Origin of the sequence: Daejeonella sp. (assembly GCF_037719425.1) — a bacterium.
Classification (GTDB): domain Bacteria; phylum Bacteroidota; class Bacteroidia; order Sphingobacteriales; family Sphingobacteriaceae; genus Daejeonella.
The window spans coordinates 1-17,703 of record NZ_JBBJNI010000035.1; the positions used below are offsets into that span (position 1 = coordinate 1).

8 protein-coding genes are annotated in these 17,703 nt (G+C 43.7%); 7 read left to right on the plus strand and 1 reads right to left on the minus strand.

Features of this window, described 5'->3' with window-relative positions; genetic code table 11:
• On the minus strand, nucleotides 1-2,365 hold a 2,365-nt coding region (locus WKF69_RS06675; RefSeq protein WP_340380611.1), incomplete at its 3' end, for a VCBS repeat-containing protein.
• 185 nt (nucleotides 2,366-2,550) lie between these two features.
• On the opposite strand from WKF69_RS06675, the gene WKF69_RS06680 reads away from it, so the two are divergent.
• The 7 genes from WKF69_RS06680 to WKF69_RS06710 all read left to right on the plus strand — a co-directional run bounded on the left by WKF69_RS06680 (nucleotide 2,551) and on the right by WKF69_RS06710 (nucleotide 17,701).
• Nucleotides 2,551-3,876 carry a vanadium-dependent haloperoxidase gene (locus WKF69_RS06680; protein ID WP_340380612.1) on the plus strand — a complete coding sequence of 442 codons (1,326 nt, stop codon included), beginning with the start codon at nucleotides 2,551-2,553 and terminating at the stop codon, nucleotides 3,874-3,876.
• A gap of 598 nt (nucleotides 3,877-4,474) precedes the next feature.
• Entirely contained in the window at nucleotides 4,475-7,639 is a 3,165-nt protein-coding gene (locus tag WKF69_RS06685; protein ID WP_340380613.1) for a SusC/RagA family TonB-linked outer membrane protein, read from the plus strand.
• A 128-nt stretch (nucleotides 7,640-7,767) separates the two neighbouring features.
• On the plus strand, nucleotides 7,768-9,702 hold the full coding sequence (locus tag WKF69_RS06690; protein WP_340380614.1) for a RagB/SusD family nutrient uptake outer membrane protein: 1,935 nt from the start codon (nucleotides 7,768-7,770) through the stop codon (nucleotides 9,700-9,702).
• Between the two features lie 24 nt (nucleotides 9,703-9,726).
• Nucleotides 9,727-10,428, plus strand: a complete 702-nt coding sequence (locus WKF69_RS06695) for a DUF3823 domain-containing protein (RefSeq protein ID WP_340380615.1) — start codon at nucleotides 9,727-9,729, stop codon at nucleotides 10,426-10,428.
• Between the two features lie 43 nt (nucleotides 10,429-10,471).
• A complete protein-coding gene (locus WKF69_RS06700) occupies nucleotides 10,472-12,556 on the plus strand; it encodes a hypothetical protein (protein WP_340380616.1) in 2,085 nt (694 codons plus the stop codon).
• 89 nt (nucleotides 12,557-12,645) lie between these two features.
• On the plus strand, nucleotides 12,646-14,097 hold the full coding sequence (locus WKF69_RS06705; protein WP_340380617.1) for a PQQ-dependent sugar dehydrogenase: 1,452 nt from the start codon (nucleotides 12,646-12,648) through the stop codon (nucleotides 14,095-14,097).
• 70 nt (nucleotides 14,098-14,167) lie between these two features.
• A complete protein-coding gene (locus tag WKF69_RS06710; protein ID WP_340380618.1) occupies nucleotides 14,168-17,701 on the plus strand; it encodes a PVC-type heme-binding CxxCH protein in 3,534 nt (1,177 codons plus the stop codon).
• Nucleotides 17,702-17,703: the final 2 nt, after the last annotated feature.

Below are 17,703 nucleotides of genomic sequence, written 5' to 3' on the forward strand. Positions count from 1 at the left end.
ACAGATCAAGATCGCCGTCCTGGTCAAAGTCTGACGCACGCACGCAGGATCCGTTAGAAAGCTCGGCGGGAAGGGCAGTATGATCCCACTTAAATTTCCCTTTCCCGTCATTAATATACAGCCGGTCTTGATTTGACAGATGATCGGGCGCAAATTCATAACTTCCGGTGACGACATACAGGTCCAGGTCTTTATCATTGTCTGCATCAAAAAGAAGGACCCCCATTTCCTCGGTCTCCGTATTATCCTCCTGGATAATGCGCTGAGAGTCCCTGGAAAAGCGTCCGCTTGCATTCTGCATAAAAAATGTCCCGCTGTATCCCGCTGCACCTGCAATATAAAAATCGTCGTATCCGTTATTATCCACATCTCCAACCGCAATTCCGGGACCATACTGACTCAGTTTATGAGGAAGTGTGGGTTGAATATTATAATCAACCGCATCCCTTTCCTGGTGCCTGAATTTTATTCCATATCTGTTGGATACTTCTACAAATAGTGCCGTTTCCAGGTTACTCCGCGGATTGCTGTCGGGCCCGACAGCGTCCTGGTAAAGAACCTTCAATACCTGGCCTGATTTTATATTTTTCAATAATTGTCTCTTACCGTCAGGCCATCGCACACGCATGGAATCTATCTGTACAACACCCCCTAATCCAAAGTGAGCCCGGGTGTCGACTGAAGAAAGATAACCCCGGCTGGGCTGATGTTCGTATAGCTGCTGTTTATCTCCCTTGTAATAAATGCGCAGCGTAGCTCCAACACCTCCCGGATTCCTGCCACTGCCTGCAAGCACTACTGACAAACTGTTTTCAAGATCTTTTTTGTCACCGTTATTTAATGTATTCTCGTAAACAAAAGCCTTTTCATTAATATTATTCACCACCAGATCCATATCACCATCATTATCCAGATCCGCATAAGCACCCCCATTTGAAAATGAAGGCTGGGTTAATCCCCAGGCTTTGGAATGATCTGCAAACAAGAGTCCGCCGGAATTTTTAAATGCATAATTAGGTATTTTGACAACCGGTAGTGAATCTGCCATTCCAAGGGTTGCATTCACTCCTGTTCCATTATATCCCTGGCCATTATTGTAGACGATATAATCCAGGTCTGTAACGTCACGGGGCAGCCCGTTGGTAACAACAAGATCGCGGAGACCGTCATTGTCGAAATCCGCTATCAGCGGAGCCCAGCTCCAGTCTGTTTGATAAACACCTGACAAGTATCCGATTTCACTAAAAACCGGGTGTCCTTCAGGGGTGTTGCCGCGATTCAGCTGCAGCACGTTTCGAACGTGCTGAGGGTCATAGCCAAATCTCCGGCTGTTGAAGTAATTATAGTATTCATTTCCTCCCAGCACAGTTTTTTTACGAATGTTATCTTCCGGAAGCATATCAAGCGTCATTATGTCTGCAAGTCCGTCATTGTTAATGTCTACTATATCAGACCCCATAGTATACCAACTGGTATGTTTAATGTATTCAGCAAGCCGATTTGTAAAAGTTCCATCCTGATTATTTATATACAAAATATCATTGGCAATAAAATCGTTGCTCACATAAATATCCGGCCATCCGTCCTGGTTGATATCAGAAATGCATGCCGCATGCCCCCAACCCTCTATCAGAATTCCAGCTTCCCGGGATACATTTGTAAAAGTATTGTTCCCATTATTCCGGTAAAGTCTGTCATTATTAAGAGCGGTACCATCAATTACTTTTGGCCTGTATCTGATAGGCGTTTTCTTGTCATTCAGCTGGTTTGTAACCAGATATATATCCAAATCATCGTCATTATCATAATCAAAAAAGACCGACTGTGTGCTGTAGCCACCGTCAGCCAATCCGTAGGGCTTCGCCATCTCCAGAAAGGTGGGCACTCCCTCTTTATTAAGCCCCTGGTTGATATACAGTAAATTGGTACGTCGAAGCGAATCGTTACGAAAAGAGGCTGAGACATAAATATCCAGCCATCCGTCGGCATTTATATCCGCAACAGACACACCAGTGCACCATCTTCCCTGTCCTGAAACGCCTGCCTTAGTTGTTATATCATCAAATTTTAATGAACCCTTATTCAAATACAGCTTATTAGACACCATATTTCCTGCGAAATACATATCCGCTAAACCATCATTGTTGAAGTCGCCTATGCCAACACCGCCGCCATTGTAAAGATTAGCTTGACTGAGAATATTTAAGCTGTCACTCTCGGTTATAATATTGGCAAAATCGACACCTGTGTGAGAAGCGGGGAGTAGCTTAAAAAGGGTAGTTTCTTTTTCAGCACAGGAGATAACCAGGACTGCTGTTAATACAGCAAAAAGAAAAGCCCGGCTTATAAGATCGCGAAACATCATATTTGTGTTATAAAGCCGTGAAATTTAATAATTTATTTTTTGTCACCAACAAGGCTTTTTTTTGTAATATGATTTTTTATCTTAAAATAACATAATATTTCCATATTGGCTTTAACAACACTTCCTAACGATGACTACTATATCACGAGCATGAGACGATCCGGAATTATCTATGATATTCACCTATGAAGAAGTCTTTCAGCATAATTATTGTTGGTTTAATAGCTGGTTCCTGCTCTACGTCAGAAACCACCGGGTGGAGGCAAAAGTCAGCCAATCCGGATTATATTCATCGGTCCATAAAGCAAATAACAGATGTTATTGTCCTGGACATCTATTCTCCGCCGGTTGCAAGCCGTACTTACGCTTACATCACTATCGCCGGATATGAAGCTGCAGCTCCGGCGGATTCAACCTATCTAAGCCTTGCCGGACAGTTGAAAGATCTGGGGCCATTACCCAAACCTGTTCCCGGTAAAGAATACAGCTATGGCCTGGCTTCTGTTCATTCAATCCTTACGGTAGGAAAGTCAATGGTTTCTTCGGAGAGGATTATAGAAGAATTCCATAAAAAGATAATGAATGAATTCAGGGCGTCGGGAATGCCGGAAGAAGTATTTGAGAATTCGGTGTACTTCGGCGACAAGATTGCAGCACATATCCTGGCATGGGCCGCAAAAGATAATTACAAGCAGACCAGGTCATTTACTAAATTTTCTGTTAGAGACGATGATAATACGTGGAAACCCACACCCCCCAGTTATATGAAAGCAGTTGAACCTCACTGGAATAAGATCAGGCCTTTTCTCCTTGACTCCGCGCAACAATTCAAACCGGATCCGCCAACCCTTTTCTCTTCTGCTAAAAATAGCCGATTCTACAAAGAAGCCCTGGACGTGTATGATCAGGGCCTCAGTCTCAAAACGGAACAAATGGAAATTGCAAACTTCTGGGACTGTAATCCATTTAAAATGAATATTAACGGACACGTCATGTTTGCGACAAAGAAAATCTCACCCGGTGGGCATTGGATCAACATAACCCGTCTGGCCTGCAAAAAAGCAGGGGCCGATCTTATTCGTTCTGCGGAAGCTTACGTCAGTTTGTCAATTACCCTTGCCGATAGTTTTATAAGCTGCTGGGATGAAAAATATCGAAGTAATGTTGTACGACCTGAGACATTTATCAATCAATACATCGATGATGGCTGGGTGCCGCTCCTTCAAACCCCTCCTTTCCCTGAATACACAAGTGGGCATAGTGTGGTATCAACTTCCTCTGCGCTGATACTTACCAGGTTATTTGGAGAGAACTTTTCTTTCGCCGATTCCACACAGGTGGAATTTGGCCTTCCTGTCCGGAAATTTAGCTCATTCAAGCTGGCCGCGAGAGAAGCGGCTATCAGCCGGTTCTATGGTGGCATCCACTACATGCCGTCTATCCTAAACGGCGCCCGGGAAGGGAATAATATCGGGGAGTTTATTAGTCGGAAATTGAGGACCAGGAAATAGATTATCCTGGCAAATACCCGACGGCTATAGTCAGTCGCATAAATCATCTCTAACCGTGTCTCCCTTTTTTGGCACTCAGGGTTCTCCTCAAATTTGTCCGGCAAGCACGGCGTTCCGGAATATAAAATTGGCCGATCAACAGTTGTGTTTTTCTTATTACAAAATATCTTATATTTATATTTTTTGCTATAACTCTTCTGCGACTGTTTAAAAATATTATCATAATATTTATAATATTCCTATAAATACTGATACAATATAGTCATAATCAGATAACATGTAGTAAGTTTTGCCTTGCAATAAAAATTATCATTGTATTGATAAATATCAAAACAAATAAAAGGAAAGCACCTGTTTTCATTCAGTTTCGTTTTTCTCAGTGGCTGTTGCCCTAATAAAACAGAGCTTTCAACAAGGTGCAAATTGAACATCTAAAACAGCGGAAACCGTAATGTCGGAAGTATAATAACTCGTGCAACCAGTAAAACACTTTAATCCAAGGTATTTAACATTAGAAAGGAGGTTTGGTACGTTAAGCTTATAGGTAAGTCACACAGCATCGAAACGCTGATTAAATAACCGAAAAAAAATCACCATTATGAAAAAAGAAATACCCGTAAATATTCAATTATGCCCGTTCAGGGCGGTAAGATTACGCTATTTGTTTTTGTTGCTATTTGTATCAGTCATTAATAAAAATGAGCTGTCTGCGCAACAATTACCAATCAATGGAACTGTAACATCATTAGATGGGGAGTCCCTGATCGGTGTGAGTATCAAGCTCAAAGGCACCAGTACAGGGGTCAGCACCGATGCAAATGGAAAATATTCCATTATGGTACCTGAAGGAAGAGGCACCCTGATTTTTACCTACCTTGGTTTTCGTCCAAAGGAAGTTGCCACGGATAACAGAAATCCCTTAAACGTGACTCTGGAAAAAGACGATCAGCAATTGAGTGAGATTATTGTGACAGGTTACAGTAGTCAGAAAAGAGAATCGATAACCGGGGCTGTCTCCACTATAAGCAGTAAGGATCTTGAAAAAGTTCACGGCGGCTCACAAGTTAGCACCGGACTTGCAGGGAAGCTGCCCGGTGTAACATTCCGGATGCCTGACGGCAGGCCGGGTGCAGGCGCTAATATCCAGATCCGGAATATGGGCAACCCCTTATATGTTATCGACGGTATCCAGCAGGATGCGCGGCAATTTAATAACCTTGCTTCAAGTGATGTAGAAAGTATTACTGTATTAAAAGATGCTTCTGCAGCTATTTATGGGGTACGCGCTGCAAATGGGGTAATTGTAGTAACCACTAAAAGAGGTGGTAAAGATAAACGTAGTTCGGTAGGTGTTGATGTTTTTACAGGCTTTCAAAACTGGACCAGATTTCCTGACGTAGTGAATGATTCATACCAGTGGTACTTAGGAAAGGCTGACGCCGAGATGAATCACCTCGGTTCAACTACGGTCACTAAAGCAGAGCTAGCGAAATACCAGGCGGGAACAGAGCGCGGATATCAAAGCTTTAACTGGAAAGACTTTATCGTACAGAAAAATGCTCCCTTATACCAGCAAAGTATTAATGCTTCTGGTGGTTCAGACAAAATAAACTATTACTTTTCCGGAACCAACCTGTTCCAGTATTCAGTTTTGGGACGTGAGTTTACTTACGGGCGTAAAAACATTAATGCTAATATTGATGCAAATATAACAGACAGGTTAAAAGTGGGGGTTAGCATCAATGCCTATAATGAAGTCAGGGATAATCCCGGAATACCTGGCGGCGATGATTATAATTTACCCAGACAAGCTATTTTATGGAACCGGCCCTGGGAACGGCCCTATGCAAATGATAACCCGGAATATATAAATGATATTGGACATAATGAATCCAACTGGGCTTATAACAATAAAAAGAACGGCGGATATGCCAATGACAGAAGGCGTTTCGGAAGAACCATATTCACTGCTCAATATGATATTCCTTTTATAAAGGGACTTCAGGCAAAAGGATCTTATTCTTACGGCCTTGAAGACCGCCTGGTAGACGGACATGAATATACCTATAAAACATATACGTATAACGCTACCGATCAAAGTTACAGGGCTACTGGTGGCAGTATCAATCCATGGAGGGAGCGAAGAACCCAGAAAATAGAAAACAATAACTACCAGGCAGGATTAAATTACAATAATACTTTTGGTAAACACACATTAGGAGGTCTTCTTATATCTGAAAGGTACGACATAAGGGATAAGGAAGTATTTGTTCATGCTGTACCAGCAACAAATGTTCTCCCGCTAATCTATTTTCCGACTTCTACCCGGTATGACGACAGAGATGATCAGCAAGCCCGTATAGGCTACATTGGGCGGTTAAACTACAATTTTGCCAGTAGATATTATCTGGAGCTTTCAGGCAGGCGTGATGCTTCATGGAAATTTGCTCCCAACAAAAGAATAGGTTACTTCCCTTCTGCTTCTGTCGGGTGGAGAATTACCGAGGAAAAATTCATTAAATCCCTGTTAGGTGAGAACACTAAATTAAATGATCTTAAGATCAGGGCTTCATACGGTATAGTGGGAGATGATGATAATGGAGTATCCCCTACTGATTACCTTGCGGGATATAACTACAACCAGGGATATGGCATCCTGGATAACAATGCGATCATCGGTTCCAGGGATAAAGGCAAGCCCATCTTAAATATATCCTGGTTCAAAAGTAAGATTTTCGACGTTGGAGCGGACTTTTCCTTATTTAACAATCGGTTAAGTGGTAGCATTGACTATTTTAACAGGCTGCGTACAGGTCTGAGAGGTCGTGTTTACGATATTGTTGTCCCTAGTGAGCTTGGCTATAATTTACCTGATGAAAATATAAACAGGGATAAGCAATTTGGAGGAGAAGGTGCGCTTTCGTATAATGGAAAAGCCGGAAGCCTTAGTTTTAGTGTGGGTGCGAACGTCGGGTATGCGCGCAGTAAGTTCGTTTCTTCATATAAACCTATATTTTTCCATTCCTGGGATCAGTACAGGAATTCTGCAGAAGGCAGATTCCAAGGACTTTTCTGGGCCTATGACATAGTAGGACAGTTTAAATCACAGGAGCAGATTAATAATCACCCGGTAAACATAGATGGTCAGGGTAATAAAACATTACTACCTGGTGATCTGATCTACAAGGATCTGAATGGAGATGGTAAAATAGATGGATACGATGAGCGGCCGCTTGGGTATGGAACAAACCAGCCAGTTATTAACAGTGGCCTGAACTTCACTTTAGGCTGGAAAGGTTTTGATTTTGCTGCTGATTTTTCATTAGGCTCTATGTATAGCTTTAACCAGAATCATGAAATACGCAGGGGATACTCCTTTAGAGGAGGAGCGCTCAACGAGATATTAACAGACAGATGGCACAGGACTGACCCTTTTGACCTGAACAGCCCCTGGATTGAAGGTAAATACCCGGCACTAAGGTTTGATGTCAACTCTCACAGCTCGGTTAACAGAAATTCTAATTTTTGGCTTCACAATGTAACAGCGCTCCGGGCGAGGACAATGGAGCTGGGTTACGCCCTGCCAAAATCATTGATAAGCAGGGTTAATATCCAGAAGGCAAGGTTATTCGTGAATGGCTACAACCTGTTTTCTATTGACAATTTAAGGAAGTTTGGTGTTGATGCTGAAATTCAAAACGACAATGGATTACAGTACCCGCAGAACTCGTTTGTTAACATGGGTCTTAACCTAACCCTATAATCCTTTAATTAACTGATTATGAAACCATCATGATTTTGCCAAACCCGCAGGGGTAAAATTATCAAATTATGATTGCCCTGCCTGCTGGCAGACAGGTTCATCACCGTTAAAAAACAAAAAATAAACAGATGAAAAAGAAATTGTTAATCGTAATATTCGCTTTCTTCGCTTTTAGCGTTGGATGCAAGAAGGATTCCGAATATCTGGATATCAAACCTACCCAGGTACTGAGTACGGAGCTGGCGTTCAGCGACCCTGCGCAGGTTTTGTCTATCCTGGCTAACCTTTATACACGTCAATATGATCCTTCCAGAATAACTGACTGGCCGACTGTGGGCGATTTTAATGAAGCCTTTTATTCGGAAAATGGACGCTATAATGAATATCATGGCAATAATACATGGGGCTTTCAAGGGCCGCGGGGGCCAGATGTTGGCGGTGCTCAGACATTTCATTGGTCAACCTGGGACTATACGTATATTCGTGAGCTTAATTTATTTATCGAAAGATGTGCCACGGCAACTTCCCTCGATGCACCTACCAAAGCACTATACATAGCAGAGGCCAGGTATTTACGTGCAAGCTATTATTTAACCTTAGCACGCTTGTTTGGCGGAGTTCCGCTGATTTTACAATCGTTAGAGTATGATAATAGCGGGAATACCGTACCGCTCCAATATCCGAGAGTAAAAGAGTCTGAGATCTATGACTTTGTCATTAAGGAAGCGGAGGAACTAAAGCTGATACTTCCATCCAACAGAGATACCAAAGCAAGAGCTACCAAAGGCGCAGCTTTAGCCATGCAGTCGAGGGCGGCAATAACCGCAGCCTCAATTGCGAGATATGGCGCGACAACACCATCTGTATCTCTTGCTGGCGGACAAGTAGGTATACCGGCAAGTATGGCCGCAGGATATTATACAGCGGCACTGAAAGCCTCGCAGGAAATAATCAACGGTTCAGCGGGTGCTTATGCGTTGTATAAAAAACAACCTGGTAACCTTTCTGAGAATTTCGCGGCGTTATTTTATGATAAAACGCAGAATAATGAAGTAATCTGGGTTGACGATTTCGCATTGAAATTCAGAAGACATGGATTTACCCAGGTAAATCAGCCTCGTTTTGGTGCGGAAGAAGAAGAAGGAGGTCGTATTAATCCTTCACTAAATTTAGTGCAGTCATTTGAAAAGCTGGACAATACCTTTGCCCCTCTTCCAACGAATGACGCACAGGGTAATCTGATATACTACACAAAACAGGAAGACATCTTTGCAGGCAGGGATGCCCGCCTAGCCGGAACCGTTATAATACCGGGATCCAGTTTTAAAGCCCGACCCGTTGACATCTGGGCAGGTGTGCAGCTGGCTGACGGAAGTGTAATAACCGGAAGTGAGCGCGGCGCACAGAAAATTTTGCCAGGGAAAAGTGTGCCTGAACAGGTTGTAGGATTTGACGGACCCATTACCGGAATTGAACATTCTGCTCAAACGGGTTTTTATATCCGGAAATACAACGATCCGGCCATTGGCTCAGGTCAGCGTGGTATAGGAAGTGCTGTGTGGCAGATAAGGTATCGGTATGCCGAAATATTATTGAATGCAGCAGAAGCCGCTTTTGAACTCGGCCAGGCTCCCTTAGCTGCGGGCTATATGAACCAGGTACGGGAAAGGGCAGGATTAGTCATCCCCCTAACCGCCGCCGATATGTCGTTTGACCGGATCGTTCACGAACGCCGCGTTGAATTTGCCTTCGAAGGACAGTACTTCTTTGATCTCCGCCGTTTTAGAATAGCGCACAAGATATTCGACGGTGTGGCTCTGAATACGAATGACCTCTTAAGCAATTTATCAAGTGCGACCAAGCGCAGCACCCAGCCATATGGTTTATTGCCTTACAAATTTTACTCTCCGGGTTCGCCAAACGACGGTAAATGGATTTACAAGGTAAATTTATCCAACAGAGTGACAGCAAGCGATAACTGGCAATTCGGTAATTATTACAGTGAGATCAATGCCGGCATTCTGACCAATAATCCCAAATTAGTTAAGCAACCTAACCAATAAGTATTACTTATAAAACTATTAGCTATGAAGATAATATCTCATTGTATACTATTTTTTGCATTCTGTACTGTGATTATATCCTGTAAAAAGGATAACTATGATGCACCGGAAGCAACCCTAAGCGGTCGAATAGTTTATAAAGGCGAGCCGCTCAATTTTGAATATAATAGGGTAAATTATGAACTTTACCAACCGGGATTCGGCAAAACAGGGCCAATAGGCAGTGTATTCACACCTGAAGGAGGGTTTTCACATGTCCTTTTCGATGGGAATTACAAACTGGTAGTTCCAGCCGGACAGGGTCCCTTTGTGTGGAAGCAAACTTCTGCCGGTAAGCCGGACTCCGTCGCGATAACTTTAAAAGGAAGCTCGAATTTAGACATCGAAGTGCTGCCTTATTTTATGATAAGGACTCCCCAGTTATCTTTTGCAGGAGGCAAAGTAACAGGCACATGTAAGCTGGAGAAGATTGTAACTGATGCAAATGCAAAAACTATTGAACGTGTAACGCTCTATATCAGTAAGTTACAATTTGCTGATTCGCAAACAAATGTTGCTACCGCTAATCTTGCGGGGAGTGCTATTACCGATCTGAATAATGTAAGTGTAAGCGTCACAGTCCCTGCGCTGGTGCCTACCCAAAACTATGTGTTTGCGCGGATAGGAGTTAAATTTTCTGGTGTAGATGATATGATATTCGGTCCGACGGTGAAACTGAGTTTTTAAGGTCAGTACGCGAAGTAGCAGGATGGGAGTTTAAAGTATATATATGCTGCAAAGAAATTTACTGTTACTGATATTATTTGCTTGTTTGGATTTGAGTGCTCAGGTGCCTGTTGATTTATCAGGTCTGAGCAAGAAAAATGGAACTAAAGCAGACTTGAAAAATTCTTTGTTAACGGTGAGCTGGCCTGCTGAGGGAACTCAGCGGGCCCTTATAATCCTGGACCTCGAAGGAACCAAGCCGCTGCTACGAAGTATTCAGTTAAGCCAGCAAGGCGTATTCAAAGAGATTGGTGCTGATCTTGAGCCGAGTTTCCTGCTAACGGTCGGTAAAAGGACCTTAAGTAAATCAAGCGGCGGCTGGGACGTGTTTTTTGACAGGGTGCCTACGCGCCCGTATCGCTCTTACGCAGTTGATTTTAATAAACGCAGCGTCAGTGTAGTTAGCACCGGCTCACAAACCATCATAAAAATCGGCGAAGTGAGTGCGGCCTCCTTCCGGGGTACGATTGAAATTACTTTATACAGCGGCAGTCCGTTATTTAATATAGCTGCTGTAATGGAAACCCAGATAGATTCGACAGCAATTCTATATGATGCCGGTTTGGTAAGCAAGAAACAGTTGTGGGATAATATTTCCTGGTCGGATGTAAGGGGCAGCTTGCAAACGGCAAATGTGAAATCGCTGGACGCTGCCCGTAATATAGAGGTAAAATATCGAACGATAATAGGAGAGACCGGTGGCGGCAGTCTCGCTCTTTTCCCCGCGCCCCATCAATATTTCTACCCGCTGGATGAGGCTTTCAACCTGAAATTTACCTGGTATGGGAGCAATTATATGGATAAGATTCCTGGCTTCGGTATGGGCATCCGGCAGGATCCATTAGGGGATAAGCGATATGTACCCTGGTTTAATGCTCCTCCTGGTACGAAACAGAGGCTGAATTTCTTTTGCCTGCTGGGCGCCGGCAATGCGGGTTCTGTATTAGAAGAGGTTAAGAGGTTTACTCATCAGGATTCTTATGCGCCACTACCGGGGTATAAAACCATGTCGAGCCATTTCCATAATGAGTTTACCATGAATGTGGCTTTAAAAGGGTTGCCAATCCCTGAAAAGCCGGAGTTTGTAGAAGTATTTAAAAAAGCAGGCATTAACATCGTTCATTTGGGCGAGTTCCATGGGCCAGGGCATCCCAAAGGTCCCGATGAAGAAAGGCTTAAAGAATTACACGCCCTGTTTCAGCAGTGTGAACGCCTGTCGGACAAAGACTTTCTTTTACTGCCGGGAGAAGAGCCGAATAATTTTTATGGGGGCCATTGGCTTAATTTTTTCCCAAAACCCGTGTATTGGATCATGTCAAGGAAACCGGAAATGCCATTTGTAACCACCGATCCGAAATACGGCAAGGTTTACCGTATTGGCGATAAGAACGAAATGTTAAAGTTATTAGAATTGGAAAAAGGATTAGCGTGGACCGCCCATGCGCGAACTAAATCGTCGACCGGTTACCCCGATGTGTATAAAGAGGAACCCTTTTTTAAATCTGAGACCTTTATGGGGGCAGCCTGGAAAGCTATTCCGGCAGATCTTTCGCTGCCCACTTTAAGCAAACGGGTGCTCAACCTGATGGATGATATGTCGAACTGGGGATTGAAGAAACATGTCATTGCAGAATCCGACATTTTTACGGTCACCGAACAAAACGAAATGTATGCGCATTTAAATGTAAACTATCTTCAACTGAATAAGATACCAGCCTATAATGAAAGCTGGCAGCCCGTACTCGATGCTATGAGCCAGGGGAAATTCTTTGTATCAACCGGCGAGGTTTTGTTACCTGTTTTTACTGTAGATGGAAAAAAATCGGGCGAGACTGCTAGGGTTAACAACAACGGCAAAGCACAGATTGCATTGTCGGCAGACTGGACATTTCCGCTGAACTTTGCGGAGATCATTTCCGGGGATGGGAAAGAGGTTTTTCGCGAAAGGGTAAACCTGAATGACACAAAAGCTTTTGGTAAGAGAAAATTTACCTTCAATACCAATTTGAAAGGTCGCAAATGGGTGAGAGTGGAGGTATGGGATATTGCGGCTAACGGTGCTTTTACTCAGCAGGTGTGGCTGGAATAAATTCCGGACAACATGTGTGCAATGCCCGGGTAAGAAATTTTTCAGGGCTGCATGCATTTGAGATTCCAAGTTAGTACACTTATAAATTAATGTATAATATAGTGAATGCCTTAGATCTTAATAAAAAACTGCCTCTATGGCTTGCCATAGGAGCATTTATATTTGGTATCACTGCATTTAACAATAGGAAATCTCATTCGAAAGTATCGGAAAGTGATTTATTTATCGTGGATACTCTGGCTGGCGATTTAATAGTACCCTGGGGGATCATCTTTTTACCAGACAGAACAATGTTATTCACAGAGAGATCCGGAAATGTAAGGATATATCGAAACGGGAAGCTGGTTTCCGCCCCTGCACTACGGGTAAAAGAGGTAAACCCGTCAAGAAAGATGGGCTTACTGGGCATTGCCGTTCACCCCGGTTATAGTAAAAATAACTTCGTCTACATTTCCTACAATTATAAAACAGATAACAGAGCTCTGCTTCGTGTAATGAGATATCAGTTTCGAAATGACACACTGGTACAACCCAGGCTAATTATTGAAAATATAGATGCAAATGCTAATCATACAGGATCCCGCCTCAAGTTCGGCCCTGATCAAAAATTATATATCACAACCGGTGATGCAGACCGGCCGATGCTTGCACAAGATCTGAAATCGCTTAGCGGTAAAATTCTCCGTGTTAATGATGACGGGAGTATTCCGCCAGATAATCCTTTTGCCAGGAATGACACTGCAAGAAAAGAAATATGGAGTTATGGTCATCGAAATATACAGGGAATAGATTTTCAACCGGTTACTGGGTTTCTGTTCTGTTCAGAACACGGTCCCGCCGGGGGGGATGAAATTAACCATATTACCAAAGGCCTTAACTACGGATGGCCACTTATACACCACGGGGAGACAAGACAGGGGATGGTAGCGCCAATTATCCAATATACGCCTTCAATAGGTCCTTCTGAACTGGTATTTTATCAGGCGAATGCTTTTCCGGGTTTGAAAGGAAATTTGCTGCTTGCCAGTCTCAGAGGAGAATCAATTACACGTCTGATGCTTTCGAAAAACCAGATTATCGGACAGGAGGTTCTTTTAAAGCAAAGTTACGGTCGTTTAAGGGCTTTAACTGTCGGGCCTGATGGATACATATATTTTTCTACCTCGCAAATTGATCCCCCTGAGGGGAAAATACGGCCAGGTTATGATCTGCTTCTTCGTTTAAGACCCGCGAGAAAACGAGTCCAGGCCATTAAGGCTTCATCGGCTGTTTCGGGAACTCAAACAGGCAGTACATTACCAAGAACTTCCGGAAACCTTTACCAGCAATTATGCGCGGGCTGTCATGGTAAAAACCAGGATGGCACTGAAACAGCAAAGTCTTTCCGCGACGATATATGGGAATATGGATCTGGTAAAAAAGACATCATAAAAAATATCAGTGAAGGCATAGCTGAAAAAGGTATGCCTGCCTGGCAGGGCGCACTCAGCAAAAAAGAAATCGAGAGCATAGTCGCTTACATCACGGCACAGAAAAATTAAATTAAAAGATATCATAGGAATATTTTAAATTTTATGAAGAGGATGATATGAAATATTTAAACACCTACCCATGTTAAGAATTCTTTGTTTGTTCCTTTTAGTATGCCTGCTTTTAAACGGCTGTTCGAATAAGTCCTTAACGGGCGGAAACAATGCTGCAAGTAATAATTTGATTCCCCGGCGGGCTGAAGTTTTATTTTTAGGTAATGTGAGTAAACATCACGATTCCGGTAAATATGCGCCCTGGCTGGCAATTGCTACATTTAAAAGTGGAATAAACATTACCTATACCACCGATGTTCGGGATCTGAATTCCGGTAATCTGGCTAAATATGATGGTTTGATCATTTACGCTAACCATGATACCATATCGTCATCTCAGGAAGCTGCACTGAAAAATTTTGTAGAAAGCGGCAAGGGCCTGATACCCCTTCATTCCGCTGCTGGCTGTTTTAAGAACTCCGAATGGTATGTTAAAACTCTTGGAGGGCAATTTGCCTCCCATGGAAACGGATCGTTCATAGCCAGGATAAACAATAAATCTCATCCTGTAACTAAAGGTCTTACTGAATTTGAAACAACCGATGAAACGTACGTACATCAGAAAATAAATCCGGATATAACAGTCCTGATGGAACGGGTGGATGGAACCAAACGTGAGCCATATACCTGGGTACGAACACAAGGTCAGGGCAGAGTCTTTTACACCGCATACGGGCATGATGACAATACCTGGAAAAAATCTGAGTTTTTGAAATTAGTTACCAATGGAATTCTTTGGGCGATTGGGGATCGGGTAAACAGTCAGATAGCAGCCCTGAAAATCCCGGATGTAGACATCTATGCAGATACGCTTTCAAATTTTACAGCTCGCCACCTCGTTCCGAAGATACAGGAGGGGTTAACGCCCCAGGAATCGATGAAGCTCATGCAGGTGCCGGCCGATTTCGAGATCAAGCTATTTGCGGCTGAGCCCGACATCACTAATCCCATTGCAATGTCGTGGGATGAAAAAGGCCGTTTGTGGATCGTAGAATCTGTTGATTATCCTAATACTTTCCTGGAAACAGACGGTGCTGCAAATGACCGTATAAAGATTTGTGAAGACACGAATGGTGACGGAAAGGCCGATAAATTTACCGTGTTTGCGGATAAACTTAATATACCGACGAGCATGGTTTTTGCGAACGGAGGCGTAATTGTATCTATGGCGCCGAATTTTGTGTTTTTGAAAGATACGAATGGCGACGACAAAGCCGATGTCCGCGAGAACATTCTTACGGGTTTTGGCAAGAACGATACTCATGCGGGCCCGTCTAATTTACAGTATGGGTTCGATAATAAAATATGGGGAGTTCTGGGTTATTCCGGCTACAATGGAACTGTTAACGGAAATAGCGTACGGTTCGGGCAAGGCGTCTATCGTCTCGACCGGGATGGAAAGAATCTGGAATACCTTGCTTCCACCAGTAATAATACCTGGGGATTAGGATTCTCAGAAGACAATAATGTATTTATATCCACAGCTAATAATACACACAGCGCTTATTATTCTATGCCTGCCAAGTATATGCAAAGAGGTCTGCCGGGCAATAATATCCAGGCAGTTCAAAAAATTGATGGGCATTATGACGTTCACGCCATGACGCCCAATTTGCGTCAGGTGGATGTTGTAGGCGGCTTTACTTCTGCAGCAGGGCATCATCTATACACTGCAAGAAACTTTCCTAAAGAATACTGGAACAGGATCGCCCTGATCTGTGAACCAACAGTCCGCCTTATTCACAATGCCATTATTGAGCCGAAGGGTGCGGGCTTCACCGAAAGGGATGGCTGGAACTTTTTGGCCAGTTCTGACGAGTGGGTTAGCCCCGTTCAGGCGGAAGTGGGACCAGATGGTGCGGTTTGGGTAGCCGACTGGTACAATTTCGTTATACAGCACAACACCTTTGTTCCCCGTCAGGCTCCCACGGAAGTTATTTTGCCGCTCACCCAGGCAGATCAAAAAGGCGGTCAGGGGAATGCTCTTGCCACTAATTTAAGAGATCTCGATAGGGGGAGGGTATACCGCGTAGTGTACAAAAAAGGAAAATCATATACTCCGATAAGACTAACAGCCGGTGACACCCCAGGCTTACTGGCTGCCATGGAAAGTGATAATATGTTTTGGAGAATCACTGCGCAACGGTTGTTGGTGGAGTCAAAAGATCAGAGTGCGCTTCCGGGACTGTATAAAATTATAAACAATCAAAAAGTTGATGAAATTGGGCTTAATGGACCGGCTATAAATGCCCTATGGACCTTGCATGGACTGGGTGCGCTGAATGGCTCAAATGCAGCCGCCATACAGGTAGCTACAAAAGCTTTTACACATCCTGCAGCGGGAGTGAGAAAAGCAGCCGTTGAAGTGTTAGCTGATAACGGGCAAAGTACAGGCATTATACAGCGAAGCGGCTTAATCAGGGACCCGAATTTAAACGTCCGCAAAAGCGTGCTCCTGGCAATTGCAGCACTCCCCCCTTCACGGGAACTTGGAGCTCTGCTTTATGAGGCCAGCAAAGATCCGGAAAATGAAAAGGATGAATGGTTAGTCAAAGCAATATCCGCCGCGGCAATAGCTCAAAGAGAAGGATTCATGGCTGCAGCACCACCTGTTAATTCATCTGCCGATCCAGCTAAATTTAATTTCAGCGAGCGCCTGGCTACTCTGGCAAATCAGGAGATCTACCTTCTGGACAGAAGAGCTGCATTTATCGCCTCACCGGATGTTAAGGGAAAAGAATTGTTCCTTAAAACCACTTTAATAAGGAGGGGAGGGCGTTTAGAGGGGGTTCTCGCGGCCCAGGGAAATAAGAGCGATGGCTATGCACTGTTTGTTCAGGATGGAAAACTGAATTTCTTAGTGAACCAGGCTGGTAAAAGCTATATGGTGCAAACTACCGATACACTAAAGGAACGGTCTGAGATATTGGCAAGCCTGAACCATCAGGGAATGATAGATCTACAGGTGGATGGGAAAAAGGTGGGGCATGCTATGGGAGCTTCATTATTCAGCAAATCTTTAACGCAGGAGCTGCGGGTTGGCAGGGATTTGGACGGGGACGACAGGATAGGTAATTATACTGGACAGTTTCAACTGAGAGGGGAAATGCAGAACACATCGCTCGAATTAAAGGAGCCGGTGATAAAACCTTCTGTTACAACCAGCCCGGGCTCTGTATCATCGGTCACGGTTATAAGCATTAAAGTTGTGCCTGATATGATGCAGTATGACAAGAAATTATTTACGGTTAAAGCTGGACAAAAGATCACTATCGATTTTCAAAACCCTGATGGGATGCAGCATAACCTTGTTATAATCAAACCGGGGAGTCTGCCAAAGGTCGGCGCAGCTGCTGACGCGATGCTACGCGATCCGAAAGCGGCGGAGAAAAACTATGTTCCTGAAATCCCCGAGGTACTTCAGTGGATTAAGCTCTTAAATTCCGAAGAAAGCTTTCAGTTAACATTTACAGTGCCTGGTCAGCCAGGTGATTATCCTTTCGTATGTACCTTCCCGGGACATTGGCGGGGTATGAACGGAATAATGCGGGTAATTAAATAGCG

What these genes read in the sequence shown, in the direction of transcription:
- WKF69_RS06680 (WP_340380612.1), top strand. Translation starts at nt 2,551, where the DNA reads ATGAAGAAGTCTTTCAGCATAATTATTGTTGGTTTAATAGCTGGTTCC.
- WKF69_RS06685 (WP_340380613.1), top strand. Translation starts at nt 4,475, where the DNA reads ATGAAAAAAGAAATACCCGTAAATATTCAATTATGCCCGTTCAGGGCG.
- WKF69_RS06690 (WP_340380614.1), top strand. Translation starts at nt 7,768, where the DNA reads ATGAAAAAGAAATTGTTAATCGTAATATTCGCTTTCTTCGCTTTTAGC.
- WKF69_RS06695 (WP_340380615.1), top strand. Translation starts at nt 9,727, where the DNA reads ATGAAGATAATATCTCATTGTATACTATTTTTTGCATTCTGTACTGTG.
- WKF69_RS06700 (WP_340380616.1), top strand. Translation starts at nt 10,472, where the DNA reads ATGCTGCAAAGAAATTTACTGTTACTGATATTATTTGCTTGTTTGGAT.
- WKF69_RS06705 (WP_340380617.1), top strand. Translation starts at nt 12,646, where the DNA reads ATGTATAATATAGTGAATGCCTTAGATCTTAATAAAAAACTGCCTCTA.
- WKF69_RS06710 (WP_340380618.1), top strand. Translation starts at nt 14,168, where the DNA reads ATGTTAAGAATTCTTTGTTTGTTCCTTTTAGTATGCCTGCTTTTAAAC.